21 protein-coding genes, 2 pseudogenes and 2 riboswitches are annotated in these 22,241 nt (G+C 65.9%); of the genes and pseudogenes, 8 read left to right on the top strand and 15 right to left on the bottom strand.

Translation table 11 applies throughout. From position 1 onward, the window contains the following. Nucleotides 1-77 precede the first annotated feature (77 nt). Nucleotides 78-578 (top strand): winged helix-turn-helix transcriptional regulator, encoded by a 501-nt coding sequence (locus BN2156_RS13340; RefSeq protein ID WP_090515870.1) that lies wholly within the window; start codon nt 78-80, stop codon nt 576-578. Here BN2156_RS13340 and BN2156_RS13335 read toward each other — a convergent pair. From BN2156_RS13335 to BN2156_RS13325, 3 genes are read right to left on the bottom strand one after another with little or no spacing between them, the layout of a single operon-like run. Beyond that, on the bottom strand, nt 575-1,303 hold the full coding sequence (locus BN2156_RS13335) for a class I SAM-dependent methyltransferase (protein ID WP_090514486.1): 729 nt from the start codon (nt 1,301-1,303) through the stop codon (nt 575-577). The genes BN2156_RS13340 and BN2156_RS13335 overlap by 4 nt on opposite strands. Next, complete coding sequence (metX, locus tag BN2156_RS13330) at nt 1,300-2,430, bottom strand: homoserine O-acetyltransferase MetX (RefSeq protein WP_090514483.1); 1,131 nt, start codon at nt 2,428-2,430, stop codon at nt 1,300-1,302. Before metX ends, BN2156_RS13335 begins: the two co-directional genes overlap by 4 nt. A gap of 18 nt (nt 2,431-2,448) precedes the next feature. Continuing rightward, a complete protein-coding gene (locus BN2156_RS13325; RefSeq protein ID WP_090514480.1) occupies nt 2,449-3,780 on the bottom strand; it encodes a bifunctional o-acetylhomoserine/o-acetylserine sulfhydrylase in 1,332 nt (443 codons plus the stop codon). A 171-nt stretch (nt 3,781-3,951) separates the two neighbouring features. Beyond that, a riboswitch (SAM riboswitch) is annotated at nt 3,952-4,071 on the bottom strand. A gap of 277 nt (nt 4,072-4,348) precedes the next feature. Between BN2156_RS13325 and BN2156_RS13320 the strand changes: the two genes are divergently transcribed. Then, complete coding sequence (locus BN2156_RS13320) at nt 4,349-6,589, top strand: NADP-dependent isocitrate dehydrogenase (RefSeq protein ID WP_090514477.1); 2,241 nt, start codon at nt 4,349-4,351, stop codon at nt 6,587-6,589. Nucleotides 6,590-6,649: 60 nt separating this feature from the next. On the opposite strand, the gene BN2156_RS13315 is transcribed toward BN2156_RS13320, so the two are convergent. Further along, the gene (locus tag BN2156_RS13315) at nt 6,650-7,786 is read right to left on the bottom strand and encodes a hypothetical protein (protein ID WP_090514474.1); all 1,137 of its coding nucleotides are present in this window, start codon (nt 7,784-7,786) and stop codon (nt 6,650-6,652) included. 166 nt (nt 7,787-7,952) lie between these two features. After that, entirely contained in the window at nt 7,953-8,780 is an 828-nt protein-coding gene (locus tag BN2156_RS13310; protein WP_090514471.1) for an epoxide hydrolase EphH, read from the bottom strand. 88 nt (nt 8,781-8,868) lie between these two features. Here BN2156_RS13310 and BN2156_RS13305 point away from each other — a divergent pair, with 88 nt between their 5' ends. Further along, nucleotides 8,869-9,660: an exodeoxyribonuclease III gene (locus BN2156_RS13305; protein WP_090515868.1), complete on the top strand. Its 792-nt coding sequence runs from the start codon at nt 8,869-8,871 to the stop codon at nt 9,658-9,660. Here the strand turns inward: BN2156_RS13305 and BN2156_RS13300 are convergent. Next, a complete protein-coding gene (locus BN2156_RS13300; protein ID WP_090514468.1) occupies nt 9,651-10,268 on the bottom strand; it encodes a TIGR03086 family metal-binding protein in 618 nt (205 codons plus the stop codon). The genes BN2156_RS13305 and BN2156_RS13300 overlap by 10 nt on opposite strands. 51 nt (nt 10,269-10,319) lie before the next feature. Here BN2156_RS13300 and BN2156_RS13295 point away from each other — a divergent pair, with 51 nt between their 5' ends. Genes BN2156_RS13295 through yhjD form a run of 3 tightly spaced genes read left to right on the top strand, consistent with a single transcriptional unit; the run spans nt 10,320 to nt 12,821 of the window. Further along, nucleotides 10,320-10,742, top strand: a complete 423-nt coding sequence (locus BN2156_RS13295) for a MarR family winged helix-turn-helix transcriptional regulator (protein WP_090514465.1) — start codon at nt 10,320-10,322, stop codon at nt 10,740-10,742. A gap of 24 nt (nt 10,743-10,766) precedes the next feature. Next, nucleotides 10,767-11,783 carry a tryptophan--tRNA ligase gene (trpS, locus tag BN2156_RS13290; RefSeq protein ID WP_090514461.1) on the top strand — a complete coding sequence of 339 codons (1,017 nt, stop codon included), beginning with the start codon at nt 10,767-10,769 and terminating at the stop codon, nt 11,781-11,783. Between the two features lie 21 nt (nt 11,784-11,804). Further along, the gene (gene yhjD, locus BN2156_RS13285; RefSeq protein WP_090514459.1) at nt 11,805-12,821 is read left to right on the top strand and encodes an inner membrane protein YhjD; all 1,017 of its coding nucleotides are present in this window, start codon (nt 11,805-11,807) and stop codon (nt 12,819-12,821) included. A gap of 220 nt (nt 12,822-13,041) precedes the next feature. Here the strand turns inward: yhjD and BN2156_RS13280 are convergent, their stop codons facing one another. Then, nucleotides 13,042-13,359 carry a DMT family transporter gene (locus tag BN2156_RS13280; protein WP_090514456.1) on the bottom strand — a complete coding sequence of 106 codons (318 nt, stop codon included), beginning with the start codon at nt 13,357-13,359 and terminating at the stop codon, nt 13,042-13,044. Nucleotides 13,360-13,371: 12 nt separating this feature from the next. Next, nucleotides 13,372-13,436: riboswitch (guanidine-III (ykkC-III) riboswitch) on the bottom strand. A gap of 31 nt (nt 13,437-13,467) precedes the next feature. Here BN2156_RS13280 and BN2156_RS13275 point away from each other — a divergent pair. Continuing rightward, a pseudogene (locus tag BN2156_RS13275) lies at nt 13,468-13,974 on the top strand (nitronate monooxygenase); the annotation flags it as partial. An 837-nt stretch (nt 13,975-14,811) separates the two neighbouring features. Here BN2156_RS13275 and BN2156_RS31370 read toward each other — a convergent pair. The 7 genes and pseudogenes from BN2156_RS31370 to BN2156_RS13240 all read right to left on the bottom strand — a co-directional run. Then, nucleotides 14,812-14,970: pseudogene (locus BN2156_RS31370) on the bottom strand (glycosyltransferase); the annotation flags it as partial. Continuing rightward, on the bottom strand, nt 14,971-15,219 hold the full coding sequence (locus BN2156_RS13265; RefSeq protein ID WP_039378287.1) for a F0F1 ATP synthase subunit C: 249 nt from the start codon (nt 15,217-15,219) through the stop codon (nt 14,971-14,973). It abuts the pseudogene before it with no gap. Beyond that, the gene (locus tag BN2156_RS13260; RefSeq protein ID WP_090514453.1) at nt 15,209-16,480 is read right to left on the bottom strand and encodes a glycosyltransferase; all 1,272 of its coding nucleotides are present in this window, start codon (nt 16,478-16,480) and stop codon (nt 15,209-15,211) included. The genes BN2156_RS13265 and BN2156_RS13260 overlap by 11 nt, the downstream gene beginning before the upstream one ends. Then, nucleotides 16,477-17,106 carry a TetR/AcrR family transcriptional regulator gene (locus BN2156_RS13255; protein WP_090514450.1) on the bottom strand — a complete coding sequence of 210 codons (630 nt, stop codon included), beginning with the start codon at nt 17,104-17,106 and terminating at the stop codon, nt 16,477-16,479. The genes BN2156_RS13260 and BN2156_RS13255 overlap by 4 nt, the downstream gene beginning before the upstream one ends. Before the next feature lie 45 nt (nt 17,107-17,151). After that, complete coding sequence (locus BN2156_RS13250) at nt 17,152-17,844, bottom strand: ferric reductase-like transmembrane domain-containing protein (protein WP_090514447.1); 693 nt, start codon at nt 17,842-17,844, stop codon at nt 17,152-17,154. Nucleotides 17,845-17,979: 135 nt separating this feature from the next. Next, on the bottom strand, nt 17,980-19,209 hold the full coding sequence (locus BN2156_RS13245; protein WP_090514444.1) for a D-alanyl-D-alanine carboxypeptidase family protein: 1,230 nt from the start codon (nt 19,207-19,209) through the stop codon (nt 17,980-17,982). Nucleotides 19,210-19,600: 391 nt separating this feature from the next. Then, nucleotides 19,601-20,548, bottom strand: a complete 948-nt coding sequence (locus tag BN2156_RS13240) for an AraC family transcriptional regulator (RefSeq protein ID WP_090514440.1) — start codon at nt 20,546-20,548, stop codon at nt 19,601-19,603. A gap of 107 nt (nt 20,549-20,655) precedes the next feature. On the opposite strand from BN2156_RS13240, the gene BN2156_RS13235 reads away from it, so the two are divergent. Then, nucleotides 20,656-21,171 carry a MarR family winged helix-turn-helix transcriptional regulator gene (locus BN2156_RS13235; RefSeq protein ID WP_090514437.1) on the top strand — a complete coding sequence of 172 codons (516 nt, stop codon included), beginning with the start codon at nt 20,656-20,658 and terminating at the stop codon, nt 21,169-21,171. On the opposite strand, the gene BN2156_RS13230 is transcribed toward BN2156_RS13235, so the two are convergent. Then, entirely contained in the window at nt 21,168-22,166 is a 999-nt protein-coding gene (locus tag BN2156_RS13230; protein ID WP_090514434.1) for an SMP-30/gluconolactonase/LRE family protein, read from the bottom strand. The two genes, BN2156_RS13235 and BN2156_RS13230, sit on opposite strands and share 4 nt — an antisense overlap. Nucleotides 22,167-22,241: the final 75 nt, after the last annotated feature.

Below are 22,241 nucleotides of genomic sequence, written 5' to 3'. Positions count from 1 at the left end.
CTGTCCTCACCTAGGTTGCGATTCGCAACCCACTCAACCGCAGTCCATTGTGAATTGCAATGGACTACCGTCGAGGGGTGCCCAAACAGTCCTTCAGCGACATCTCGTGCTCGATCGCGCGGGCTGTCGAAGTGGTGGGGCAGCGGTGGACACCGCTTGTTCTGCGCGACCTGTTCGCGGGAATGACTCGCTTCGAGGACATCCGGCGCGATCTCGGCATCGCGTCGAACATCCTGGCCGCACGTCTCGATGAGCTCGAACGTCACGCGGTGGTGGAACGCCGCCAGTATCAGAGCGCGCCGCCGCGCTACGAGTACGTGCTCACCGACAAGGGGCGTGATCTGTACCCGGTGATCGCGACCCTGGTCGCCTGGGGGGACAAGTGGCTGGCCGACGCGGACGGGCCGCCGGCCTTGATCATCCACACCGAATGTGGCTGCGCCACCACGGCAAAGACCGTGTGCGCACAGTGCGGGGGTGACCTCGACGCGTCGACGGCGACAGCCACGGCAGGCCCGGGTGCCCGGCCGGGCCCCGGCACTGCTCTCATCGGCGGATTCGTCGCCGCACCGGACTAGGTCAGCGTGGCCCGGATACCGACCGTGACATACGGCAGCGCCAGCCCGGACGAGTTGGCCAGCGCCGGGTGCGTGGCGAGCAGTTCGCGCACCTGCTCCAGCGTCCGGGTCCGGACCTTTTCCGGTGAGGTGATGCAGTAGCTCCGTGAGGCCACCAGGTCGATGAGGGCCTGCGGCGTCAGGTAACTCGTCCACTCCACCTGGTGCCGTTCGATCTCGCCGAAGGGCTCGGCCAACGTCACCTCGTTGGTGAACGGGTCGTGTTCGGGGCCGATGATGCGGCCCAGATCCTTGACCCAGCCCAGCCGTTCGTCGCGGGTGTTCCACACCAGGCCCAACCGGCCCCCGGGCCGCAACACCCGGCTGACCTCCTTGACAGCCCGCTCGGGGTCGAACCAGTGCCAGGCCTGGGCCACCAGCACCGCGTCGACGCTGTTGTCGGCCAGCGGGATCTCCTCTGCCGTGCCCAACAATGCCGGGGTGTCCGGCAGTGAGTTCGACAGCAGCTCAAGCATTTCCGGGATGGGGTCGACAGCGATCACGTCCAGCCCGCGTTCGACCAGGCGGGTGGTCAGCTTGCCGGTGCCCGCGCCCAGGTCCAGCACATCGTGGGCGCCCTCGGGCAGCAGCCAGTCGATCGCCTCCGGCGGGTACGACGGCCGGCCGCGTTCGTATGCTGCGGCTTCTGAGCCGAAGGACAGGGAACGCGCCTTGGGTGAGCTCACCGCTGTGCCAGCTCCAGCGTGCGGCGGATCAACTTGCCCACCACTTCCGTCTCGACCAGGAAGCCGTCGTGGCCGTATGCCGAATCGACGACGTCCAGACCGCTACAGCCGGGGAGCAACTCGGCCAGCTCTTCCTGCAGCCGGATCGGGTAGAGCCGGTCGGAGGTGATCCCGCCGACGATGACAGGTACCGGACAGCCGCGCAGCGCACTGTTGACTCCGCCGCGGCCACGGCCCACATCGTGGGTGGACAAGGCATCCGAGAGGGCCACGTACGTGCCTGGGTCGAACCGCCGCGCCAATTTGCCGCCTTGGTACTCCAGGTAGCTCTGCACCCCGTAACGCCCGCCGGTGGTCGGGTCCTCCTCGCCCTGGGCCTCGTTGCCGAACCGCTCGTCGAGTTCTTCCTCGCCGCGATAGGTCAGGTGAGCGAAGCGCCGGGCGATCTCCATGCCGGCCAGCGGGGCCCGGTCGGTGTCGTAGTAATCCCCGCCCTGCCAGTCGGGATCGGCCTTGATGGCGGCGACCTGGGTGCTCTGGGTGCCGATCTGATCGGCGGTGGCGCGGGCTCCGACGGCCAGGACCAGTCCGGCCCGGACTTCGTCGGGATGGCCGACGAGCCATTCCAGTGCGCGTGCTCCACCCATCGATCCGCCGACCACCGCCGCTACCTCGGTGATGCCGAAGGCTGCCAGCGCGGCCCGGTCGGCCTCGACCTGATCGCGGATCGTGATTTGGGGAAACCTTGAGCCCCAGGGCTTTCCGTCGGGGGCGAGCGAGCCGGGGCCGGTGGACCCGCGGCAGCCGCCGAGCACGTTCGTCGAAATCGCACACCACTGGTCGGTGTCGATCGGGGCGCCCGGCCCGGCCACCCCGTCCCACCAGCCCGCGGTCGGATGACCGTCGCCGGCCGGACCCGTGACGTGGGAGTCACCGGTCAGTGCGTGCAACACCATCACCACGTTGTCGCGCGCGGGTGACAGTTCGCCCCACCGCTGCACGGCGATCGACACATCCGGCAGGACGGTGCCGTTCTCCAGTGTCAGTGCACCGATGTGCACCACGCTGATCTCGCCTTCGGCGGGCAACGGGAGGGTGGACACGGGCGGTTCTTCGGTGATCGTCATGCCGGTTCTCTCGCCGTCCTACACCGTCGCCGCAGTCTGCGGCACGCCGCTGAACGGACGGGCAGCGGCGAACCCCTGCTCCAGATCGGCCAGGATGTCGTCGATGCCCTCGATACCGACGGCCAACCGCACCAGACCCGGCGTGACGCCGGTGGACAGCTGCTCCTCGGGGGAGAGCTGCTGGTGAGTTGTCGAGGCCGGGTGGATGACGAGTGAGCGCACATCGCCGATGTTGGCGACGTGGCTGTGCAGCGTCAGGGCGTTGACGAATGCCTTGCCTGCTTCCACCCCACCGGCCAGCTCGAAGGCCAGCACGGCGCCGGTGCCCTTCGGGGCGATCGTCCGGCCCAGCTCGTACCAGGGCGAGGTGGGGAGCCCGGCGTAGTTCACCGAGGTGACGTCGGAATGTCCGGCGAGATACTCGGCGACCTTCTGTGCGTTGGCCACATGGCGTTCAACACGCAGGGACAGCGTTTCCAATCCCTGGGCGATCAAAAAGGCGTTGAACGGGGAGATGGCGCTGCCCAGGTCGCGCAGCAGCTGCACCCGTGCCTTGAGCGCGTAGGCCGGCGCACCCAGCTCGGCGAAGACCACGCCGTGGTAGCTGGGGTCCGGCTCGGTGAAACCGGGGAACTTGCCGTTGGTCCAGTCGAAGGTGCCGCCGTCGACGATCACACCGGCGATCGCCGAGCCGTGGCCGCCCAGGTACTTGGTCGCCGAGTGCACCACGATGTCGGCGCCGAGCGCGATCGGCTGGATCAGGTACGGCGTGGCGATCGTGTTGTCGACGATCAGCGGGACACCGTTCTCGTGTGCCACGGCGGACACACCAGGAATGTCGAGCACATCTATTTGAGGGTTGGAGATGGTCTCGGCGAAGAAGGCCTTGGTGTTCGGCCGCACGGCCGCGCGCCAGCTGTCCAGGCTGTCGGGATCTTCGACGAAGCTGACCTCGATGCCCAGCTTGGGCAGCGTGTAGTGGAACAGGTTGTACGTGCCGCCGTAGAGGCGAGGACTGGACACGATGTGGTCGCCGGCGCCGGCGAGGTTGAGGATCGCGAAGGTCTCGGCGGCCTGGCCCGAGGACAGCAGCAGTGCGGCCACGCCGCCTTCGAGCGCGGCGATGCGCTGCTCGACGACGTCAGTGGTGGGGTTGCCGATACGGGTGTAGATGTTGCCCGGCTCCGCCAGCCCGAACAGTGCCGCGGCGTGGTCGGTGCTGTCGAAGGTGTACGAGGTGGTCTGGTAGATCGGCAGGGCCCGTGCCTTGGTGGCGGCGTCGGGGCTCTGACCGGCGTGGACCTGCTTGGTCTCGAATGACCAGTTCGCGACGTCTTCGGGGTTTGTCATGGCTTGGTTTCTCCTCCGTGAAGGGGATGAGGAAGGTAGGGGAAGTGCGGTCGGCTACCGGGCGTCGGGCATGCCATCGATGACGATGGGCTGACACCTTGGGTTCACGGACACATACACATGGCTGGCCTCCATCAGGTTTCCCTGTCTGTCTGGGGGCCCGTACCTTCGGACCCGCGCTTGCCTTACAGCTGCGTACAGCTGCTCAACCTGGTCATCACCCGGGGCACCCCACCGCGGTTGGAGGGTTGCCGGCCAGCAAGCCGGGGCTTGATGCTGACACTCATGACCGGCCTGCAGCTTATCGCAACGCGCTGACGCGGTGCCAGTCGGTTCTGCGGAGTGTTTGCCGGATCTGCGCGGGTAGGACTGAAACGTGTTCAGTTCGATGGGCGCGCCGGGGTGCTGGACGGCTCGCCGTAACCCAAAGTTACTGGTCAGTAATGAAAGCTGCTCCTTCGCCGCGGTCCGCGCCCTTGTAGTCTGGCCCGCGATACAGAGCAGCGAATAACCGCGGGTAACAACGAGTGATCCTCGTCGAACCCAGACTGACGCCGGGAGAGCAACCATGACTGCCCAGCAGCCGACCATCATCTACACGCTGACCGACGAGGCGCCGCTGCTAGCGACGTACTCCTTCTTGCCGATCATCCGCGCTTTTGCAGAGCCGGCCGGTATCGATATTCAGACCAGTGACATCTCGGTTGCGGCCCGCATCCTGGCCGAATTCGGTGACTACTTGACCGAGGACCAGAAGGTCCCGGACAACCTCGGTGAGCTCGGCCGTCTCACCCAGCTGCCCGAGACCAACATCATCAAGCTGCCCAACATCAGCGCCTCGGTCCCGCAGCTCGCGGCCGCCATCAAGGAACTCCAGGACAAGGGCTACGCCGTCCCCAACTACCCGGGCGATCCCAAGACCGACGAAGAGAAGGCGATCCGCGATCGCTATTCAAAGATCCTCGGCAGCGCGGTGAACCCCGTTCTGCGCGAAGGTAACTCGGATCGCCGCGCCCCCAAGGCGGTCAAGGAGTACGCGCGCAAACACCCGCACAGCATGGGCGAGTGGTCGCAGGCCTCGCGGACCCACGTGGCCACCATGAAGACCGGCGACTTCTACCACGGTGAGAAGTCGATGACGCTGGACAAGGCGCGCAACGTCCGGATGGAGCTGGAGACCGCCGGCGGCGAGACGATCGTGCTCAAGCCCGAGGTCAAGCTTGATGAGGGCGATGTCATCGACTCCATGTACATGAGCAAGAAGGCGCTCATCGAGTTCTACGAGGAGCAGATCGAGGACGCCTACAAGACCGGTGTCATGTTCTCGCTGCACGTGAAGGCGACCATGATGAAGGTCAGCCATCCGATCGTGTTCGGCCATGCCGTCAAGGTCTTCTACAAGGACGCCTTCGCCAAGCATCAGAAGCTGTTCGACGAGCTCGGCGTCAACGTCAACAACGGCCTGTCGGATCTCTACAGCAAGATCGAGGCGCTGCCCGCCTCGCAGCGTGAGGAGATCATCGAGGACCTGCACCGCTGCCACGAACACCGGCCCGAGCTGGCCATGGTGGATTCGGCCAAGGGCATCTCGAACTTCCACTCACCCTCAGACGTCATCGTCGACGCGTCGATGCCGGCGATGATCCGCCTCGGCGGCAAGATGTACGGCGCCGACGGCCGTACCAAGGACACGAAGGCCGTCAACCCCGAGTCGACGTTCTCCCGGATGTACCAGGAGATGATCAACTTCTGTAAGACCCACGGCCAGTTCGATCCGACCACGATGGGCACGGTGCCCAACGTCGGTCTGATGGCGCAGAAGGCCGAGGAGTACGGCAGCCACGACAAGACCTTCGAGATCCCCGAGGCCGGCGTCGCCAAGATCGTCGACATCGACTCCGGCGAGGTGCTGCTGAGTCAGGAAGTCGAAGAGGGCGACATCTGGCGGATGCCGATCGTCAAGGACGCGCCGATCCGGGACTGGGTCAAGCTGGCTGTCAACCGCGCCCGGTTGTCCGGCATGACGTGTGTGTTCTGGCTCGACGACGAGCGTCCGCACGAGAACGAGCTGCGCAAGAAGGTCAAGGCGTACCTCAAGGAAGAGGACACCGAGGGCCTGGACATCACGATCCTGCCGCAGGTGTGGGCCATGCGGTACACGCTGGAGCGTGTCATCCGCGGGCAGGACACCATCGCCGCGACCGGCAACATCCTGCGTGACTACCTGACTGACCTGTTCCCGATCCTGGAGCTGGGCACCAGTGCCAAGATGCTCTCGATCGTGCCGCTGATGGCCGGTGGTGGCCTGTACGAGACCGGTGCCGGTGGTTCGGCCCCCAAGCACGTCCATCAGCTGGTGGAGGAGAACCACCTGCGCTGGGATTCGCTCGGCGAGTTCCTCGCGCTCGGCGCCAGCCTGGAGGATCTGGGCAACAAGACCGACAACGCCAAGGCCAAGGTGCTGGCCACCGCGCTCGACACCGCGACCGGAAAGTTGTTGGACGAAAACAAGTCTCCGTCGCGCAAGACCGGTGAGCTGGACAACCGGGGCAGCCAGTTCTACCTCGCGCTGTACTGGGCGCAGGCGCTGGCCGAGCAGACCGAGGACAAGGAGCTGGCCGCGCACTTCGCGCCGCTGGCCAAGTCGCTCGGCGAGCAGGAGCAGGCCATCGTCTCCGAACTCAATGCGGCCCAGGGTAAGCCGGCCGATATCGGCGGCTACTACTACCCGGACCCGGAGAAGACCGCCGCGGTGATGCGTCCGAGCAAGACGCTCAACGAGGCGCTCGCGGCCTCCGAGAAGGCCTAGACAGCACAGGCGGGGCGGCTTCCGGATGGGATCCGGGGCCGCCCCGCCTGCTGCCTACCGTCAGTCCTTGTCGTCCGCAGGCTTCGTGGCGCCGGCTTTCGCCTTCCTGGCGGTGCTGTTCGCTTCCGAGTCCTTGGTGTTGAGGCGCCGTGTGGCGTTGCCAACGGCGTCGCGGGTCTTCTTGAGCGAGTTCGTGATCCGCTCGGTGACTGTGTTGCGGGCATTCTGACGTTCTTGGGTTGTCTTGGTGTGCAGGGTGCTGGTCACGCCCGTCGGGTTGGACGGTGTCCGGATGGTGATGCCAGGGCCGTTCTGGATGGCCTCGGCATGAATGGGGCGGAACAGCGTCGCGGCGACCGCGAACGGGCCTCCGACCGCGCGGACGACGGACTCTGCGCCACTTCCGTTGAACGCCAGACTCAGCAGGGCATTGCGATCTGGGGTGCCCGCACTGACCTGGTTGTCGCTGCCGTTGGGGAAGCCGACCGGGCTGCCCATGTTGATCGCGGCGTTGAGCGTGCCCATTGCCGATACCAGGTTGCGGTTGCCGAACGCGGTCAGCGCAGCATTGCCGAAACCGGTTGCCTGCACCAGCATGTTCTTGTTCGGCTGTGGTCCGCTGACCGTGGAAGTGCCGAGGAAGTTCCCGGCGATATTGAACGCGCCGTTGCCCGCCCGGGTCTCGTTGGTGGTGCCCGCCTCCGCAGCCCCGACGTTGAATGCGAGATTGAGGACATCGGAGGGGCTGAGGCCTGCTACCGCGCTGATATTCGAGCCGACGCCGAGTGGTCCTTCGAAGCCGAATCCGGCGGCCGCGAAATTCAGCGCGCCAAGGGTGGTGGCCGAGGAACCCGTGCCACCCGCATAGGCGAGGGACAGGAGGCCGTCGGTCGACGAAGTGGTTTGACTGCCCGTCGATATCGCGGCCGTGAGAAATCCATTGGCGGTTGCCTGCCCACTACCGATGACGAGGGCAAAACTTCCGAAAGAACTCTGGCAGCCGCCGCCGATGCCGAATCCGCTGAACGAAACGCATGATGCATTCGCGGATCCGATGGCGCTCATCGACAGGGTGGCCAAACCGGTTGCCAGTCCGCCGATGATGGTCGCTCGCGTCGTTCGGTTCGTGCGGTTCCTCGCCGGACTCGTCGGATTCTTCGGCGCGACGGTTTCCTTATCCCTTTCCTGCACATCCATTGCAAACCCCCTCCAGTGAATTGCGGTTGGTGAACTGCCATTCCGGAGCTTGCCTTATGCAACGCGTTAGCGGACGAGGATTTTTAAAGTCACGTCAATTACGCAGGTAATTTACTTCGGGAATATTGCGATCGCAACTAGTCGCGTGAATTTCGAATCGACGGGTTCAGCCCGTCGCGCGCGGTTGGTCGATGTTCCGGTCCACGAATTCGGTGATCACCCGTGTAATGGTGTCGGGTGCCTCGAACATCGGCACGTGCCCGACGCCCTTCAGCGTCTTCACCACCGCGTCGGGGGCCAGGTTCGCGGTGAAATGGCGGGTGAACCGCGGTGCGGGCAGCACCCGGTCTTTCTCGCAGATCACGAGCTGGGTTGGGGTTCGCGAATTCTTGATCTCCATCAGGCCTGCGGTGGTCAGCGCCTTGACCATGAGCTTGAAGTAGGCCGGGCAGTGTGCGACATCCTCGACCAGATCCTGCCGGTCGCCTGCGTTGAGCACGTCGGGCGTCGCACTCACGGCCAGATATGAGATCTGCTCGGACAGCGGCAATTTCAGGACCTGCTGACGAAGTGCGGTGGTGGCCAGCACCACCGGCAGCGCGGCCATGAACTTGGCGATGATCTCGTACTTCGCCGGCGTGAACCGTGACCAGCCGCCCGCGGGCGCGATGCCGGTCAACGTGCGAGCCCGGCCGCGTCGTTCGAGCTCGAAGGCCACCCAGCCGCCCAGGGAATTGCCGACGATGTGCGCCGTGCACCAGCCCAGTTTGTCGAGCCGGCGTTCGACGTCGTCGGCCAGCGTCGCGACGTCGAGGAGAACGGGCGCGTGCGCGCCGCCGTGGTGGCCGGCCATGGTGGGGGCGAACACCTCGTAGCGGCCGGTCTGGGCGAGTTGCGGTGCGACGTACTTCCACACGCTCTGCGACAGGAGGAACGGGTGCAGCAGCAGGATCGGTTCGCCCGAGCCCAGGTGGATGGGAGCGCGTTCAGCCATGCCGCCAGACATTAAGGCGATACCGCCGGTACCGCAAGGGCCTGTCGGTGTGGATCGGTAGGGTCTGGGCGTGGCATCTCCGGCACCTCTGACCGTCAGCACCATCAACGTCAACGGCATTCGCGCCGCGGTCAAGCAGCGGTCCACCGACAATCTCGGCCTGCTGCCCTGGCTCAAAGAGACCGAGGCCGACGTGGTGTGCCTGCAGGAGACACGGGCTGACGACGAGCAACTCAATGATGCTCTGGCGCCGGCTCTGGCCGATGGCTGGAATCTGGCCTCGGCGGTTCCGCATGTGAAGGGCCGCAACGGTGTTGCCGTGCTGTCCCGGCATCCCATCGAGGCGGCGCGGCTGCTGGTCTCCGAGGAGTTCGAGACCCACGGGCGCTACCTCGAGGTGGACACCGCGGGCGTCACGGTCGCCAGCATCTACGTGCCGACCGGCGAGGCCGAGACGGACCGCCAGCTGGAAAAGGAACGGTTCATGGCCACGGTCGCGGCCCGGATGGCCGAGCTGCACTCTCGTGATGCGGTGCTGTGCGGGGATTGGAACATCGCGCACACCGAGAACGACATCAAGAACTGGAAGGGCAACGTCAAGAAGGCGGGCTTTCTGCCCAGTGAACGGGCTTGGCTGACCGAGCTGCTGGGTACGGGCTGGGTGGATGTGGTGCGGGTGCTGCATCCCGACGTGGCCGGGCCCTACAGCTGGTGGTCGTGGCGCGGCAAGGCTTTCGACAACGACGCCGGCTGGCGCATCGACTATCACCTGGCCAGCCCGACGCTGGCGGTCAAGGCCACGTCGGCCCGGGTGGACCGGGCCGAGCTGTACGCGCTGCGGTGGTCGGATCACTCACCGGTGACGGTCTGCTACGGCTGACGCCAGCCCGGCCGGCGGCCGAGGTGTAGCAGGACCCTCTCGAAATCCGTTGCTGCCGAGGCGTTGACGGCCCGGTCGAACGGTGACGCGGGAGTGTCGCGGAAGTCGCCGTCGGGGATCGCGAGCACCAGCGGCAGCACGGCAGCGACCACGTCGGCGGGCAGCTCGTAGGACGCAGCGAGGCTGGCTGCGACATCCCAGCCGTGTACGGCGTAATCGACGAGATGGAATCCGATCGCCAGGGCGCCCGGGAACGTCGCATTCGGTCCGAACTCGGGCAAGGCGAACGTGGCCTCGGTGATTCCGTCTGCCGCGAAGGCGTCGAGCACGTCGTGTGCGGCATCGGCGTACATACCGACCGGGTCGGCGCGCACGGCGTCGGCCACGGTCTCGACATCCCAGACCGATTCATCGGCGCCGCGTCCGCGGGCGGCCGCGGCGAATCCGCGGTGCTGCACGGTCATATGGGCCAGGAGATCGGCCAGCGTCCACTCCGCACACGGGGTGGGGCGGTCCAGGTCGGATGAGCGGACCGCATCGACGGCTTCGACGGAGCGCAGAACGGCGACGCGGTGCAGGGGGCGTAAGTCTACTTCAATAGTATGCATGCGCTTACGATAAGCATGAGCACATAATATTGCAACGCTTACGCTGATCGGATGTCTCGACGCCCGGACTTGGCGGCCATGCTCGCCCCGCTGCTGCGGGAGATGATCGACGCCGAGCAGCCGGTGCTCGATGCCCACGGCCTGACGATGTGGGGCTATGTCGTCCTGCTGGCCCTGGACCGGTCGTCGGTGCGGACACAAGCCGCGCTGGCCGAGGCGATCAATGCCGACAAGACGCGCATCATTCGGACCCTCGATGACCTGCAACAGCAGGGCTTGATCGAGCGCGAGGCCGATCCCGACGACCGCCGCGTGCGGCTGTTGGCCATCACCGAAGCGGGCCGGGCGGTCAAGGATGCGGTCCAGCGGGACATCCAGCGCGGGGAGGAGCGCTGGCTGGGCGAGTTGTCCGCCGACGATCGGAAAGTGTTCCTGCGAGTGCTACAGCAGCTGACCCGCGAAGAATCCCGATGACGCCAGTGCGAAAATCAGAAGATCATGAGTACCGGAAGCAAACAGGTCGTATTCTCGGGCGCCCAGCCCACCTCCGACTCCCTGCACCTCGGCAATGCGCTGGGTGCCGTCACGCACTGGGCGCAGTTGCAGGACGGTTACGAGGCGTTCTTCTGCGTCGTCGACCAGCACGCCATCACCGTGCCGCAGGATCCCGAGACGCTGCGCCGCCGCACGCTGGTGACGGCTGCGCAGTACCTGGCTTTGGGCATCGACCCGACGCGCAGCACCGTGTTCGTCCAGAGCCATGTCCCCGAGCACAGCCAATTGGCGTGGGTGCTCGGGTGTTTCACCGGTTTCGGTCAGGCTTCGCGGATGACCCAGTTCAAGGACAAGTCGCAGAAGCAGGGGGCCGACGCGACCACCGTGGGTCTGTTCACCTACCCGGTGCTGATGGCAGCCGACGTGCTGCTCTACGACACCGACCTGGTTCCGGTCGGGGAGGACCAGCGTCAGCACCTGGAGCTGGCCCGCGACCTGGCGCAGCGATTCAACGCCCGGTTCCCGGACACCTTCGTGGTGCCCGAGGCGATGATCCCCAAGGCCACCGCCAAGATCTACGACCTGCAGGATCCGTCCGCGAAGATGAGCAAATCGGCCGCTACCGATGCCGGGCTGATCAGCCTGCTCGACGATCCGAAGGCCACGGCCAAGAAGATCCGCTCGGCGGTAACCGACAGCGAGCGCGAGATCCGGTTCGACCAGGAGAACAAGCCGGGCATCTCGAACCTGCTGACCATCCAGTCCGCGGTGACCGGCACCGAGGTCGACAAGCTGGTCGAAGGCTATGCCGGCCGCGGCTATGGCGATCTCAAGAAGGAGACCGCTGAGGCGGTGGTGGAGTTCGTCACGCCCATCAAGACCCGTGTAGACGAACTGCTGGACGACCCGGCCGAACTGCAGTCGGTTCTGGCTGCCGGGGCGGAACACGCCCGCGAGGTCGCGGGGAAGACTCTCGCTCGGGTTTACGACAGGATAGGGTTTCTCCAGCAAACGCCATAAGCGCCAGGGGAGGGGTTGGCGGTGGACGAGCCCGAGAAGCCGGGATTCCTGGACCGGCTACGCGCCCGCTTTCCCTGGTTCGACCATGTGATGCGGGCGCAGGAGCGCTACAACGACTGCAACGGCAACTTCTATGCCGCCGGCATCACCTATTTCACGATCTTCGCTCTCTTCCCGTTGCTGATGGTCGGCTTCGCGGCGGGCGGTTTCCTGCTGTCGCGGCGTCCGGACCTGCTCGAGGAAATCGAGCAGCGGATCCGTCAGGCGGTGTCGGGTGATCTCGGCCAGCAACTTGTGACGCTGATGGACTCGGCCATCGCGTCGCGCGGCACCGTCGGCGTGATCGGCTTGGCCACCGCGGCGTGGGCCGGCCTGGGTTGGATGGCCAACCTGCGCGAGGCGCTGAGCCAGATGTGGGAGCAGCACGCCGAGTCCAGCTTCGTCGGCAACAAGCTCTCGGACCTGCTCGCCCTGGTGTCGGCGTTCCTGGCCATGGTGATCACCATCGGGCTCACGGTGCTCGGCGATCCGACGTTGATGCGAAGGGTGTTGCGCTGGATCGGCCTTCATGACGGCGCCTTGCTCGGAAGCGGGTTGCGCCTCGTATCGATCGCCGTATCGGTCGCGATCTCGTGGTTGTTGTTCACCTGGATCATCTCCCGATTGCCGCGCGAGCCGGTGCCGTTCCGCCGGTCGATCCGCGGCGGCCTCCTGGCGGCTGTCGGATTCGAGATCTTCAAACAGGTGGCGTCGATCTACCTGCAGTCCGTGCTCAACGGCCCAGCCGGGGCGACGTTCGGACCGGTGCTGGGTCTGATGGTGTTCGCCTATGTCACCGCGCGACTCATTCTGTTCGCGACGGCCTGGGCAGCGACATCCAAGGAGAGCCTGGCCGAGGCGCCGGTGCCACCACCGGACCCCGCGCAGATCGTCACCAGGGTGCAGGTCCGCGAGGGGATCGGGGTGTTCGGTGCATTGGCCGCCGCTGCTGCGGGAGCCATTGGCGCCCTCGGGCTTTCGCGGTTACTGCGGCGGTAGGGGTTGTGCTCGTCGCGAGCCCCGCGCTCTCGCCCGCCCTCGCACTTGCCCCGCCCGCGCTCTGCCACGCCGTGCCTTGACCGCCCTCGCTCTGTCACGCCAGAGTGGCGCCCGAGGTCGAGCGTCACGCTAGCGTGCGGACTCGCCGCACTTTGTCACGCTGGAGTGGCGCCGGCGGTCGACAGCCACGCTGGCGTGACAAAGCGGGGCGGGAAAACTTCTAGTGGCTGACGGCCTTCAGGCCGACGATGCAGCCGACGACGCCGAGCATCAGCACCACCTTGATCACCGAAGCCGATTCGGCACCGGTTATCATCGCGAAACCGACGGTCAGCACCGCACCGATGCCGACCCAGATCGCGTAGCTGGTGCCAGGGGGCAGGCTGCGCATCGCCATGGCCAGCCCGATCATCGACAAGATAAGCGCCACACCGAATATCACCGACGGCCAGAGCCGGGTGAAACCTTCGGTCTTGCTCAGGGCGGTCGCCCAGACCGCTTCGAGGACGCCGGAGATAACGAGAATCAGCCATGCCATGGCACACCTCCAAACACCCCGTCTTGTCGCTGGCCGGGTACGGGTGCGCCTCGTCCGGTGCCATGTGCAGGCGATCCCCATTGTAACAACGACGTAACATTGCAGGCTGTGAGCTTGGCAACCACGTGGTCACAGGCCACCGGCATCGATGTCCCCATCGTCAACGCACCCATGGGCGGTGCGGCAGGCGGCCGGCTGGCTGCCGCGGTCTCGGCTGCCGGAGGACTGGGCATGGTCGGCATGGGCAGTTCGGCGACGGCCGAGCAGCTGTCCGCCGAGCTCGCGCGACTCGAGGGGCAGAGATTCGGAATCGGCCTGGTGCACTGGGTCGCTCAGGACCGGCCGGATCTGTTCGACGTCGCGCTGACGGCCCAGCCCGCCCTGTTGAGTGTGAGTTTCGGGCAGGACTGGTCCTGGGTGCGCCGGGCGCACGACGCCGGCCTGACCGTGACGACGCAGGTGGCCACGGTTGACGCGGCCCGTCGCGCGGTCGATGCGGGCGTGGACGTGGTGGTGGCACGTGGGGCCGAGGGCGGTGGTCATGGTGAGCCGACCGTCGGCACTCTGCCGCTGCTGGCCGAGGTGCTCGACGTTGTCGACGTGCCGGTGCTGGCCCTGGACCGGTCGTCGGTGCGGACACAAGCCGCGCTGGCCGAGGCGATCAGCCGCGCGCGCGAAGAGCCAGTCGTGGGGTATGTCGCCGACCGCGATCACGTCGTCCCCGCTCGCGTCGAGTCCCGCCCAGCCGGTCTGCACCACCGCCCGGGCGCCGGCGCTCCGAACAGCCTGTGCCACAAGCGCAGACAGTCGTTGGGCTTCGGCATCGCTGGTTACGGTGCTGCCGAAACCGATCACGACCGGTGGCGGACCGTCGTCGAGGAACTCCACAAGTTCGGCGGGCGGTCGCCAGCCGGACGGCTGCGCCGGCCACCAGTAGCCGACGACCTCGACGCCGGCTCGCCAGTCGGACGGCCGGGGAAGCACCGCGGGGGAGTAGCCGTAGAGGATCGGCAGGCGCGCTTCGGTGCGTCGCCGTCTCAGCGATCGTGCCGAGGCCTTGGGCAGATCGAGCTGTGCGCGAAAGTGATTGACCGTCCTGCCGTATACGCCGTCGATCACCGCCACACCGATCCGCGCTGCCGCCCGGTTCCCGATCGGGCCGGCGCTCCAAGCGCCCAATACCGCCGGCGGATATTGCGAGGTAGCCGAGAACGGCTGCAACCGAACGCTGATGGCGGGTACGGCGAGTGCATCGGCCAGCGGATGGCCGGCCAGCTCCGCGAATGGTGAGAGGAGCAGCGCGTCTACCGGTTCGTCACGGACAACGGCCGACACTTGATCGCCCAAAGCCCGCATGCCGTGTGGAGAGAGGAACGCCGCCATGGCTTTTGCGGCTTGGCGTGCTGACAGATCGGAAAGACCGGTTGAGGCGTCGGTGAGCCCGTCATCCAGTGCGCGAAACTCCAGCCCACAGCCGGTTACCAGGTTGGCGAAAGCCTGATACGCCACCATGATCACGCGGTGCCCGGCTTGCTGTAGCCGCACACCGACCCCGGTCAGCGGAGCTACATCGCCACGGCTGCCGATCGCGATGATCGCAATGGTCGCCACCTAGCCGCCCGGGGTGGCGAAGACGAACAGTGCCATGAACGCGATGTTGATGAAGAACGTCGCTTCGACAAGGCTGACGGTGATGAAAAACGGTGTGTAAAGCCGTGCTTGAGCTTCCGGCTGACGCGCTACACCGGCGATGAACTGCGAGCCGGCGAGTCCGTCGCCGATCCCGGCACCGATCGCCCCACCGGCCAGCACGATGGCCCCGGCCAGCAGGGCGTTACCCATCAGAGCGTCACTTGCCATGGTGTACCTCCTGTGATCGATTGAGCACTTCGGTGATGCGCTGCGACGCCACGTCCATTCCGTCTTCTCGGGCCAGCAGGTGCGAGAGTTGCTGAGCCCGGGTGCGATAGGCCGGATCGGCGCACACTGTGGTGATTGCGGCCGACAAGGCGTCGACAGTCAATGCGGTCCGTCGCAGCCCCACGGGGGCGGTACCGAGAAGCTGTAGTCGCTTGGCCCAGAAAGGTTGATCCATGATTCCGGTGACGGGCACCGATGGAACGCCGGCTCGCAGCGTCGACGCGGTGGTGCCCGCTCCGCCGTGGTGCACCACTGCCGCCATGCGAGGAAACAGCCATGAGTGTGGAAGTTCGTCGACCATCAGAACGTCGTCGCCGGGGCAGTGCAGCCCGGCCCAGCCCGTCTGCACCACCGCCCGGGTTCGACTGGCGCGCAGCGCTTTGCTGATGGTGTCGGACAGCTCAGGGCCCCGCGCCGTTGCCGTGCTACCAAGGCCGACGTAGACCGGTGGTGGACCGGCGTCCAGGAAGTCCACCAGTTGACGTGGCGGAGACCAGTTCTCGAATTCCGACGGCCACCAATATCCGGTGACGTGGAGATGCGCCGGCCAGTCTTGTGGGCGCGGTACGACGTGCTCGCTGAAGCCGTGCAGGATGGGCCAGGTGGCGGCGCGGCGGCGTTGGTAGTCGGTACGAGACGTGGTGGCCAGGCCGAGGTTGGTGCGAAGCTCGTTGATCACAGGCAGATAGGCCTTTTCACCCATCGCCCCGATTCGGCCCACGGCTCGGTTGCCCCAGCGCCCGAAGGATTTTGCGCTGAGCACCGAGGGCGGGAAATCGCCGGTCGGCGCGGTGGGCTGTAGAAACACGCCTGCGCTGGGAATTCCGAGTCCTTCCGCAACGTGGTAGCCCACTGTGGCGGCGACGGCCGGCAGCAGGAGCAGATCAGCATCTGCGGCCGCTTCGACCAGAGCTGCGCCCAGCTCCCGCATATCGGAGCGCATCTGGTCGAGCAATCGGCCAGACGGCCGCATCCGGCCACCGTCGACGAATGCCTGTGCGGCCAATGAGGACTTAGTGGCTTGTTCGGTATCCCCGGGTAATGATCGGAACTCAAATCCATTGGCGGATATCAATTCCCGGTACGGTTGCTGGGCCGCGATAATTACGTCATAGCCCACATCGGTCAGCCGCCGAGCCAGACCCGTGTATGGGGTGACATCTCCCCGGCTGCCGAACGCCGCGATGGCGATGGTCGTCACGGTGCGGTGGCCTTCTCGAAGATCTCGATGAGCGCTTCGCCGTGGCCGATGACGTCGTAGTCGGGGTCGCGTGCGTATTCTTGCGCGGCGCTGTCGAGCGCGCCACGCAGGATGTTCTTCATGAACGTCGGTGACAGCTCCCGGAACTCACCGTTGCCCACGCCAGCGGAGAAGATGCTCTGCGGGTCGAGCGCGGCCAGGTCCCCGGTCGGGGGATGCTCCTGGACGGCTTTGGCCGCGGACTGGTCGACCCGCAATCCGTCTGCGTCGCGGTAACCCGAGATGAGTTCGAGCATCGCCACGGCCGCCGATCGGTTGGCCGCGACGAACGTGACGTTGGCCCGGATGTAGGCGGACAGCTTTGCCGCCGCGGAGGTTTCGGCGTTGACCGCTGGCACGATCACCGCGGCGCCACGGGCGAAGATCTCGGTGAAGACCGCCTCGACCACTTCGGACTTGCTGGTGAAGTGGTACAGCACAGCGCTTTTCGCGATACCGATGTGTTCGGCGATGCGCGCCAGGGAAGCCTGCGGATAGCCCTGTTCGGCGATCACCTCCAGCGCGCCCTCGACAATCTGCCGGCGGCGGGCCTGCTCGGTAAACGTCTTCGTCCGATCTGACCGCATGGTCTGAGATTAGACCGATCGGTCAGAAGTCCGCAAGGGTGCTGGTTACGTGGTGTGGCCGGCTTTGGCCGCACCACGCCTCGCCTTGGCGATGAACCGGATGATCAGCGCGGCCACCACGATCATCAGGAACGGTCCGTAGAACTCGGTGTAGGTGACGCCTCGGCGCCAGTAGGCGATGAAGAAGGTGAACCAGATGACGTAACTGCCGGTGAGGTGCAGGCGCTTCCACGTCGAGTACTGCATGCGTTTGGAGACGCGGTCGAACGAGGTGATGGTCATCGCGATGATGAATCCGTAGGCGATGAAATCCAGGACGAACACGCCGTGCGGGGTGGGATCGACGACGCGGGTCTCGAACCGTTGCGTGTTCAGAACGATTGTTGTGACGATGAATCCGGCGTGGACGAAATGGGAACCGGCAAACCCGACGCCGAGATAGCGGCGGTTGCGGCGGATCCACTTGGTGGTGTCGTTCGGCCACAATTGGTAGAGCGACGACGCGGTGAAGGCAAGCAAGAACAGTATCGCCGATGTCCGGGCGGTGATGCGGATGCCGAGGTTGGCTCCGTTGACACCGCCCACCGCCCATGCCGCGATGGTTGAGCCGACGGCGATCGCCACGATGAGGAACCATGTCAACGGCCACCCTGACAGCACGGACTTGAACCGGGAAGGGCCCGCGGGTGCGTCATTTTCGGCGTCGGATGACCTGATCGAGGTGGTAATGCGGCTCATGCCATCTAGTCGAACACGAGCGGGTCATCGCGTCCAACGAACGTTTTCGATGATCGCCATCGACATGACAGATGAAACTTTGCGGGCGTCTGGTTGGCGCCTTTGGTATTCCGCTTCGGACGGAGAAGTCGACGCTCAGCGAATGGTGCGGCGATTCAGTGACCGCGCGCCCATCATGAGCATGAAAACGATGACCGCCCCGACGACTGCCACGCCGACCCGCACCGGCAGCGCGTCGGCCGGCGGCAGGATCGATGCCGCCTGAGCCTCGGTCGGCTCATCGGCCTTAGGGGTGACCAACGACGGATCGGGGTCGACGAGAGTTCCGACCTTGGTGCCCGGCGGAGTGGCGAATCCGTAGTCCAGCAGGCGAGCCGCCTGCTCCCACGGTGCGATCGGCACCCGGGTGCCCTTCATCAGGACCGCCACGAGGCGCCGGCCGTCGCGGTTGGCGGCGCCGACGAAGGTCTGGCCGGCGTCGTCGGTGTATCCGGTCTTGCCGCCCATCGCGCCGGGATAGTTGTAGAGCAGTTTGTTGTCGTTCTCCACCGGATACGACGGATTGCCGTCGCGGCCAGGGAAGTCGTAGCTCTGGGTGGCCACGATGTCGGCGAACGCCGGGTTCTGCCAGGCATAGCGGTAGAACAGCCCGATGTCGTAGGCAGAGGTGCTCATACCCGGACCGTCGAGCCCCGAGGGGGTGGCGGCACGGGTGTCGCGGCCGCCTAGCTTGCCGGCCAGAATGTTGAGCTTCTGCAGGGCCGGATCCATCCCGCCCAGTTGCATGGCCAGCGCGTGTGCGGCGTCGTTCCCGGAGTGCATCAGCAGGCCGTGCAGCAGGTCGTTGATCGTGTACCGACCGCCGGGGCCGACGCCGACGCGGGTGCCTTCGGAGTTGGCATCGTCCTGGGTGCCGGCAACCAACTTGTTGAGGTTCAGTTCGTTGAGCGCGGCGGTGGCCACGAGCACCTTGATGATGCTGGCCGGACGGTGCCGTCCGTGTGGGTCCTTGGCAGCGATGACGTCACCGCTGTCCAGATCGGCCACCAGCCAGGCCTCTGCGGAGACGTCGTTGGGTACCGGGGGCGTGTTCGCTGCGGTGATCACGCCGCAACCTGAAAGCGCCTCGCCGCCAATCGTCTTGGCGGGCACCGGCAGCGGTCCGGGCGCTGTCTCGCCGGGCTTGGGTACTTCGGAGGCATCCACTGCCGGGGGCGTGGTCACCTTGTACGGGCATTCGGGTGCCGGGTCGGCGGCGGCCGCGGGCATGCACAGTACGGTCGGCCCGGCGAGCATCGCCAGGGCCGCGAGTGTCGAGAGCCCGCGTGTCAACGCACGTGTCGGGAGCCTTCGCTGGGTAGCCATCGTCTGCGCAGATTAGGGCAGCAATCACGCGATTCCACGGAGCCACGCTGTGACTCATGTGGTTTCTGTGACAAATGTGATCTTGGGTCCGGAAGTCCGGTGACTCTCATGCAGGCATGGGGCGGGGGACGGAACCAAGCCGTTGAGCGCGATTGTCCAAGATCACACCACCGAAGGAGCCGTCCCCCTGCACAAACGATAGACCCGTTGTCAACGGTGGGGGGCGGACACCTGCCGTCCCCCTTGGCGGAAAGGGGGACGGACGGGGTGCGGAGGATCAGCCGGCGCCTGCTGCGCCGTTCGAGTCCCCGGCGTTGCTGACGGAGTTGTCTTGGCTAGAGGTCTCACACCATAGGGCGTCCATTCGTGAGCCGTCGGAGAATGGCGTAACTCAACGGTTGTTCGATGCACTCCGGCGCCGGGTCTGCGATGGCAGTTCACCGAACAGGTCGCGATACCGGGCAGACATGCGGCCGAGTTCACTGATGCCCCACCGGTTGGACAGGTCTGCGATCGTGGCCCGCGGATGGGTGCCGGCCAGCAGATCGGACCGGATGCGATGAAGCCGCATTCTCGCGATGTACGACTGCGGTGACTCGCCGATCGTTTCGTCGAATGCGCGGGCAAGGGTGCGCCGGGACACACCGGCCAGCCGAGCGAGCCCTTCGACGTCCAGACGGCGGTCGAGGTTCTGGTCGATGTGCGTCCGGGTCAGCTCGACGATTCTCTGGCGCTGCCTGAGCTGACGAACCGGCAGCGTCATCGGTGCCTGCGTGAAATGACCGACGAACGCCGCGACGATATCGGCGAATGCGCCGGAATGAAGCCGGGTCTGGCTGCCGTCCTGATGCAGGCGGGTCAGGAAGGAGGAGATCGAAGCGAGATGGGCGCGCGCCATGAGCTGAGGATGGATGGCGGTACGTCGAAAACTACTGGCTGACAGTCGCATTCCGTAGCGCTCGGCTTCACGTTCCAACGTCTCCTCACTGAGGGAGACGACGGCGTAGAGGGAATTCACGTCGTGAAATGCCTCTTGCTCGTCACCCGGACGAAAGATCGTCACGACGCCCGAGTCGATTTCTCGCAGCAGGAGCCGGTTGCGTGGCGGGATCCGCAGTCCGACGGCAATCGACAATGCGCTCTCGGACAGTGGTCCGCGGATCTGCACGCGGCTGTCGAAACGTCCCGAACTGAATGCGACGCCGTCGTGGGACGCATGGACCAGGCTGCCGCTGGGTGCCTCGCGCGACATCTGGAACGCGCTGAGACCGGCATTGGCGACCGCGTCGCTCAGATGCTCCAGCTGCGTGATCCGGTTCCGGACCACCGGCACGTCCATGGACCAGCAGTGTAAAGCGCAACCGGCCTGTCCCAATCTGCATAGACCGCATTCGTTGGCTGGGCTGTGATCTCGAGACCGTCAGGTGAAGGAGAGGTCGCGACCCAATGCTGGCATTCGGGCTTCAGGAGGAGCCTCTTCCACAAGAACCACAGGATCTCAGCGACGACGAGTGGCGGAGTTGGAAGCGGTTCGGGGAATCGGCCGAGCTGCTGTACCGGGAGATCAACGCTGCGTTGACTGCTCAATACGATCTCTCGGTTCCCGACGTGCATCTGTTGAACCTGCTCAGCACGGGCTCACCTCGGTGGATCCGGATGGGTGTGCTGGCAGAGGCTTTGGTCCTGGCGCCCAGCCGCCTGACGTGGCAGGTGCGCCGGTTGGAGGAGCGCGGTCTGGTTTGCCGATCGCGGAGCCGCGTAGACGGGCGAGGCGTTGTCGTCGGGATCACCAGGCGGGGCCGTGACTGCCTGGTGCCGGTGCTGCGAACCTACGCCGTGTTGGTGCGACGGCATTATCTGGCGCCTCTGAGCCGCGACCAGATGACCGCGTTGGGCGCCTACGGTCGACGTATCGGCGACGGCCTGAGAAACCACTGTCGATGGGAGCCGTCGGAGAGCTAAGACAACGCTTCGAGGTCGGCGTAGGCCAACGCGGGGAACTCGATGGTGGACATCCAGAGTTTGCCTGCCGATTCCACGACCCCGGTGACCGTGCCGAAGTCGGGCCGCGTGGCCTGCACGCCCGCGACCGCATCGCCTGAATCGGTGTCGAAGGCCAGCACCCATACCTGCGGCCGAATCTGTGGCTGGAGCCGATCGGGCAACCGCCACAGCAGTTTTCGGATCACCGGTGCGCGTGGCGCGAGCCACTCCGCCGCCGCGTTCGGCGGCGCCACCATGGCCACCCAGATCCGGCCGTCGGTGCCGGTGGAGATGTTGTCCGGGTATCCCGGTAGGTGGACGGCCAGCGGTGTCACGGTGCCGGCTTGCGGCCCCTGCAGCCAAAACTTCGACAGCCGCCGCGCCTGGGTCTCGGCGAACACCAACGCCGATTCGTCGGTGGTGACGGTGACCCCGTTGGCGAAGTAGAGGCCGTCCAGCACCGTGCTGACCGTCCCGTCGGTGTCCAGCCGGAACAGACCGCCGCGACCGCGGGCCTCCATGATTGCCCCGGCGAAATGCTCGAAATGGAACTGGCTGGTGGACTCGGTGAAATAGATTGTGCCGTCGGATGTCTCGGTGACGTTCGAGCAGAACTTCAACGGCCTGCCATGCACCGATTCGACGAGCGTCGACAGCGCGCCGGTCGCCGGGTCCAGCGCCAGCAGGCCGCGGTGACTGTCGCAGATCAGTACCCGCCCGTCGCGCGCGACGTGCATACCGAGTGGGCGTCCGCCGGTATCTGCGACGACGGCGGCGGTGCCGTCGGGAGAGACGCGCACGATCCGTCCGTCCACCAGCCCGGTCCACAGCTGTCCGGAGGCGTCGGTGACGACGTCCTCCGGCCCGTCGCCCGGCATCGGCACCATGGTCAGCTCAACCGGCCCGAACTCGGGCAACGGGTCGATGGGTGGCGGCGTCCAGCGGACCGGATCGATGGGTGGCTTGCGTGACATGCGGCCAGTCTTGCCGAAACGGCATTCCGGCAGGGAGTTACTCGAACATTTCCTGCCGGAATGCCGTTTCGTGCA

The organism is Mycolicibacterium neworleansense (assembly GCF_001245615.1).
GTDB lineage: Bacteria > Actinomycetota > Actinomycetes > Mycobacteriales > Mycobacteriaceae > Mycobacterium > Mycobacterium neworleansense.
The sequence above is the reverse complement of the archived record's forward strand: the minus strand, read 5'-3'. Positions and strand labels throughout refer to the sequence as shown.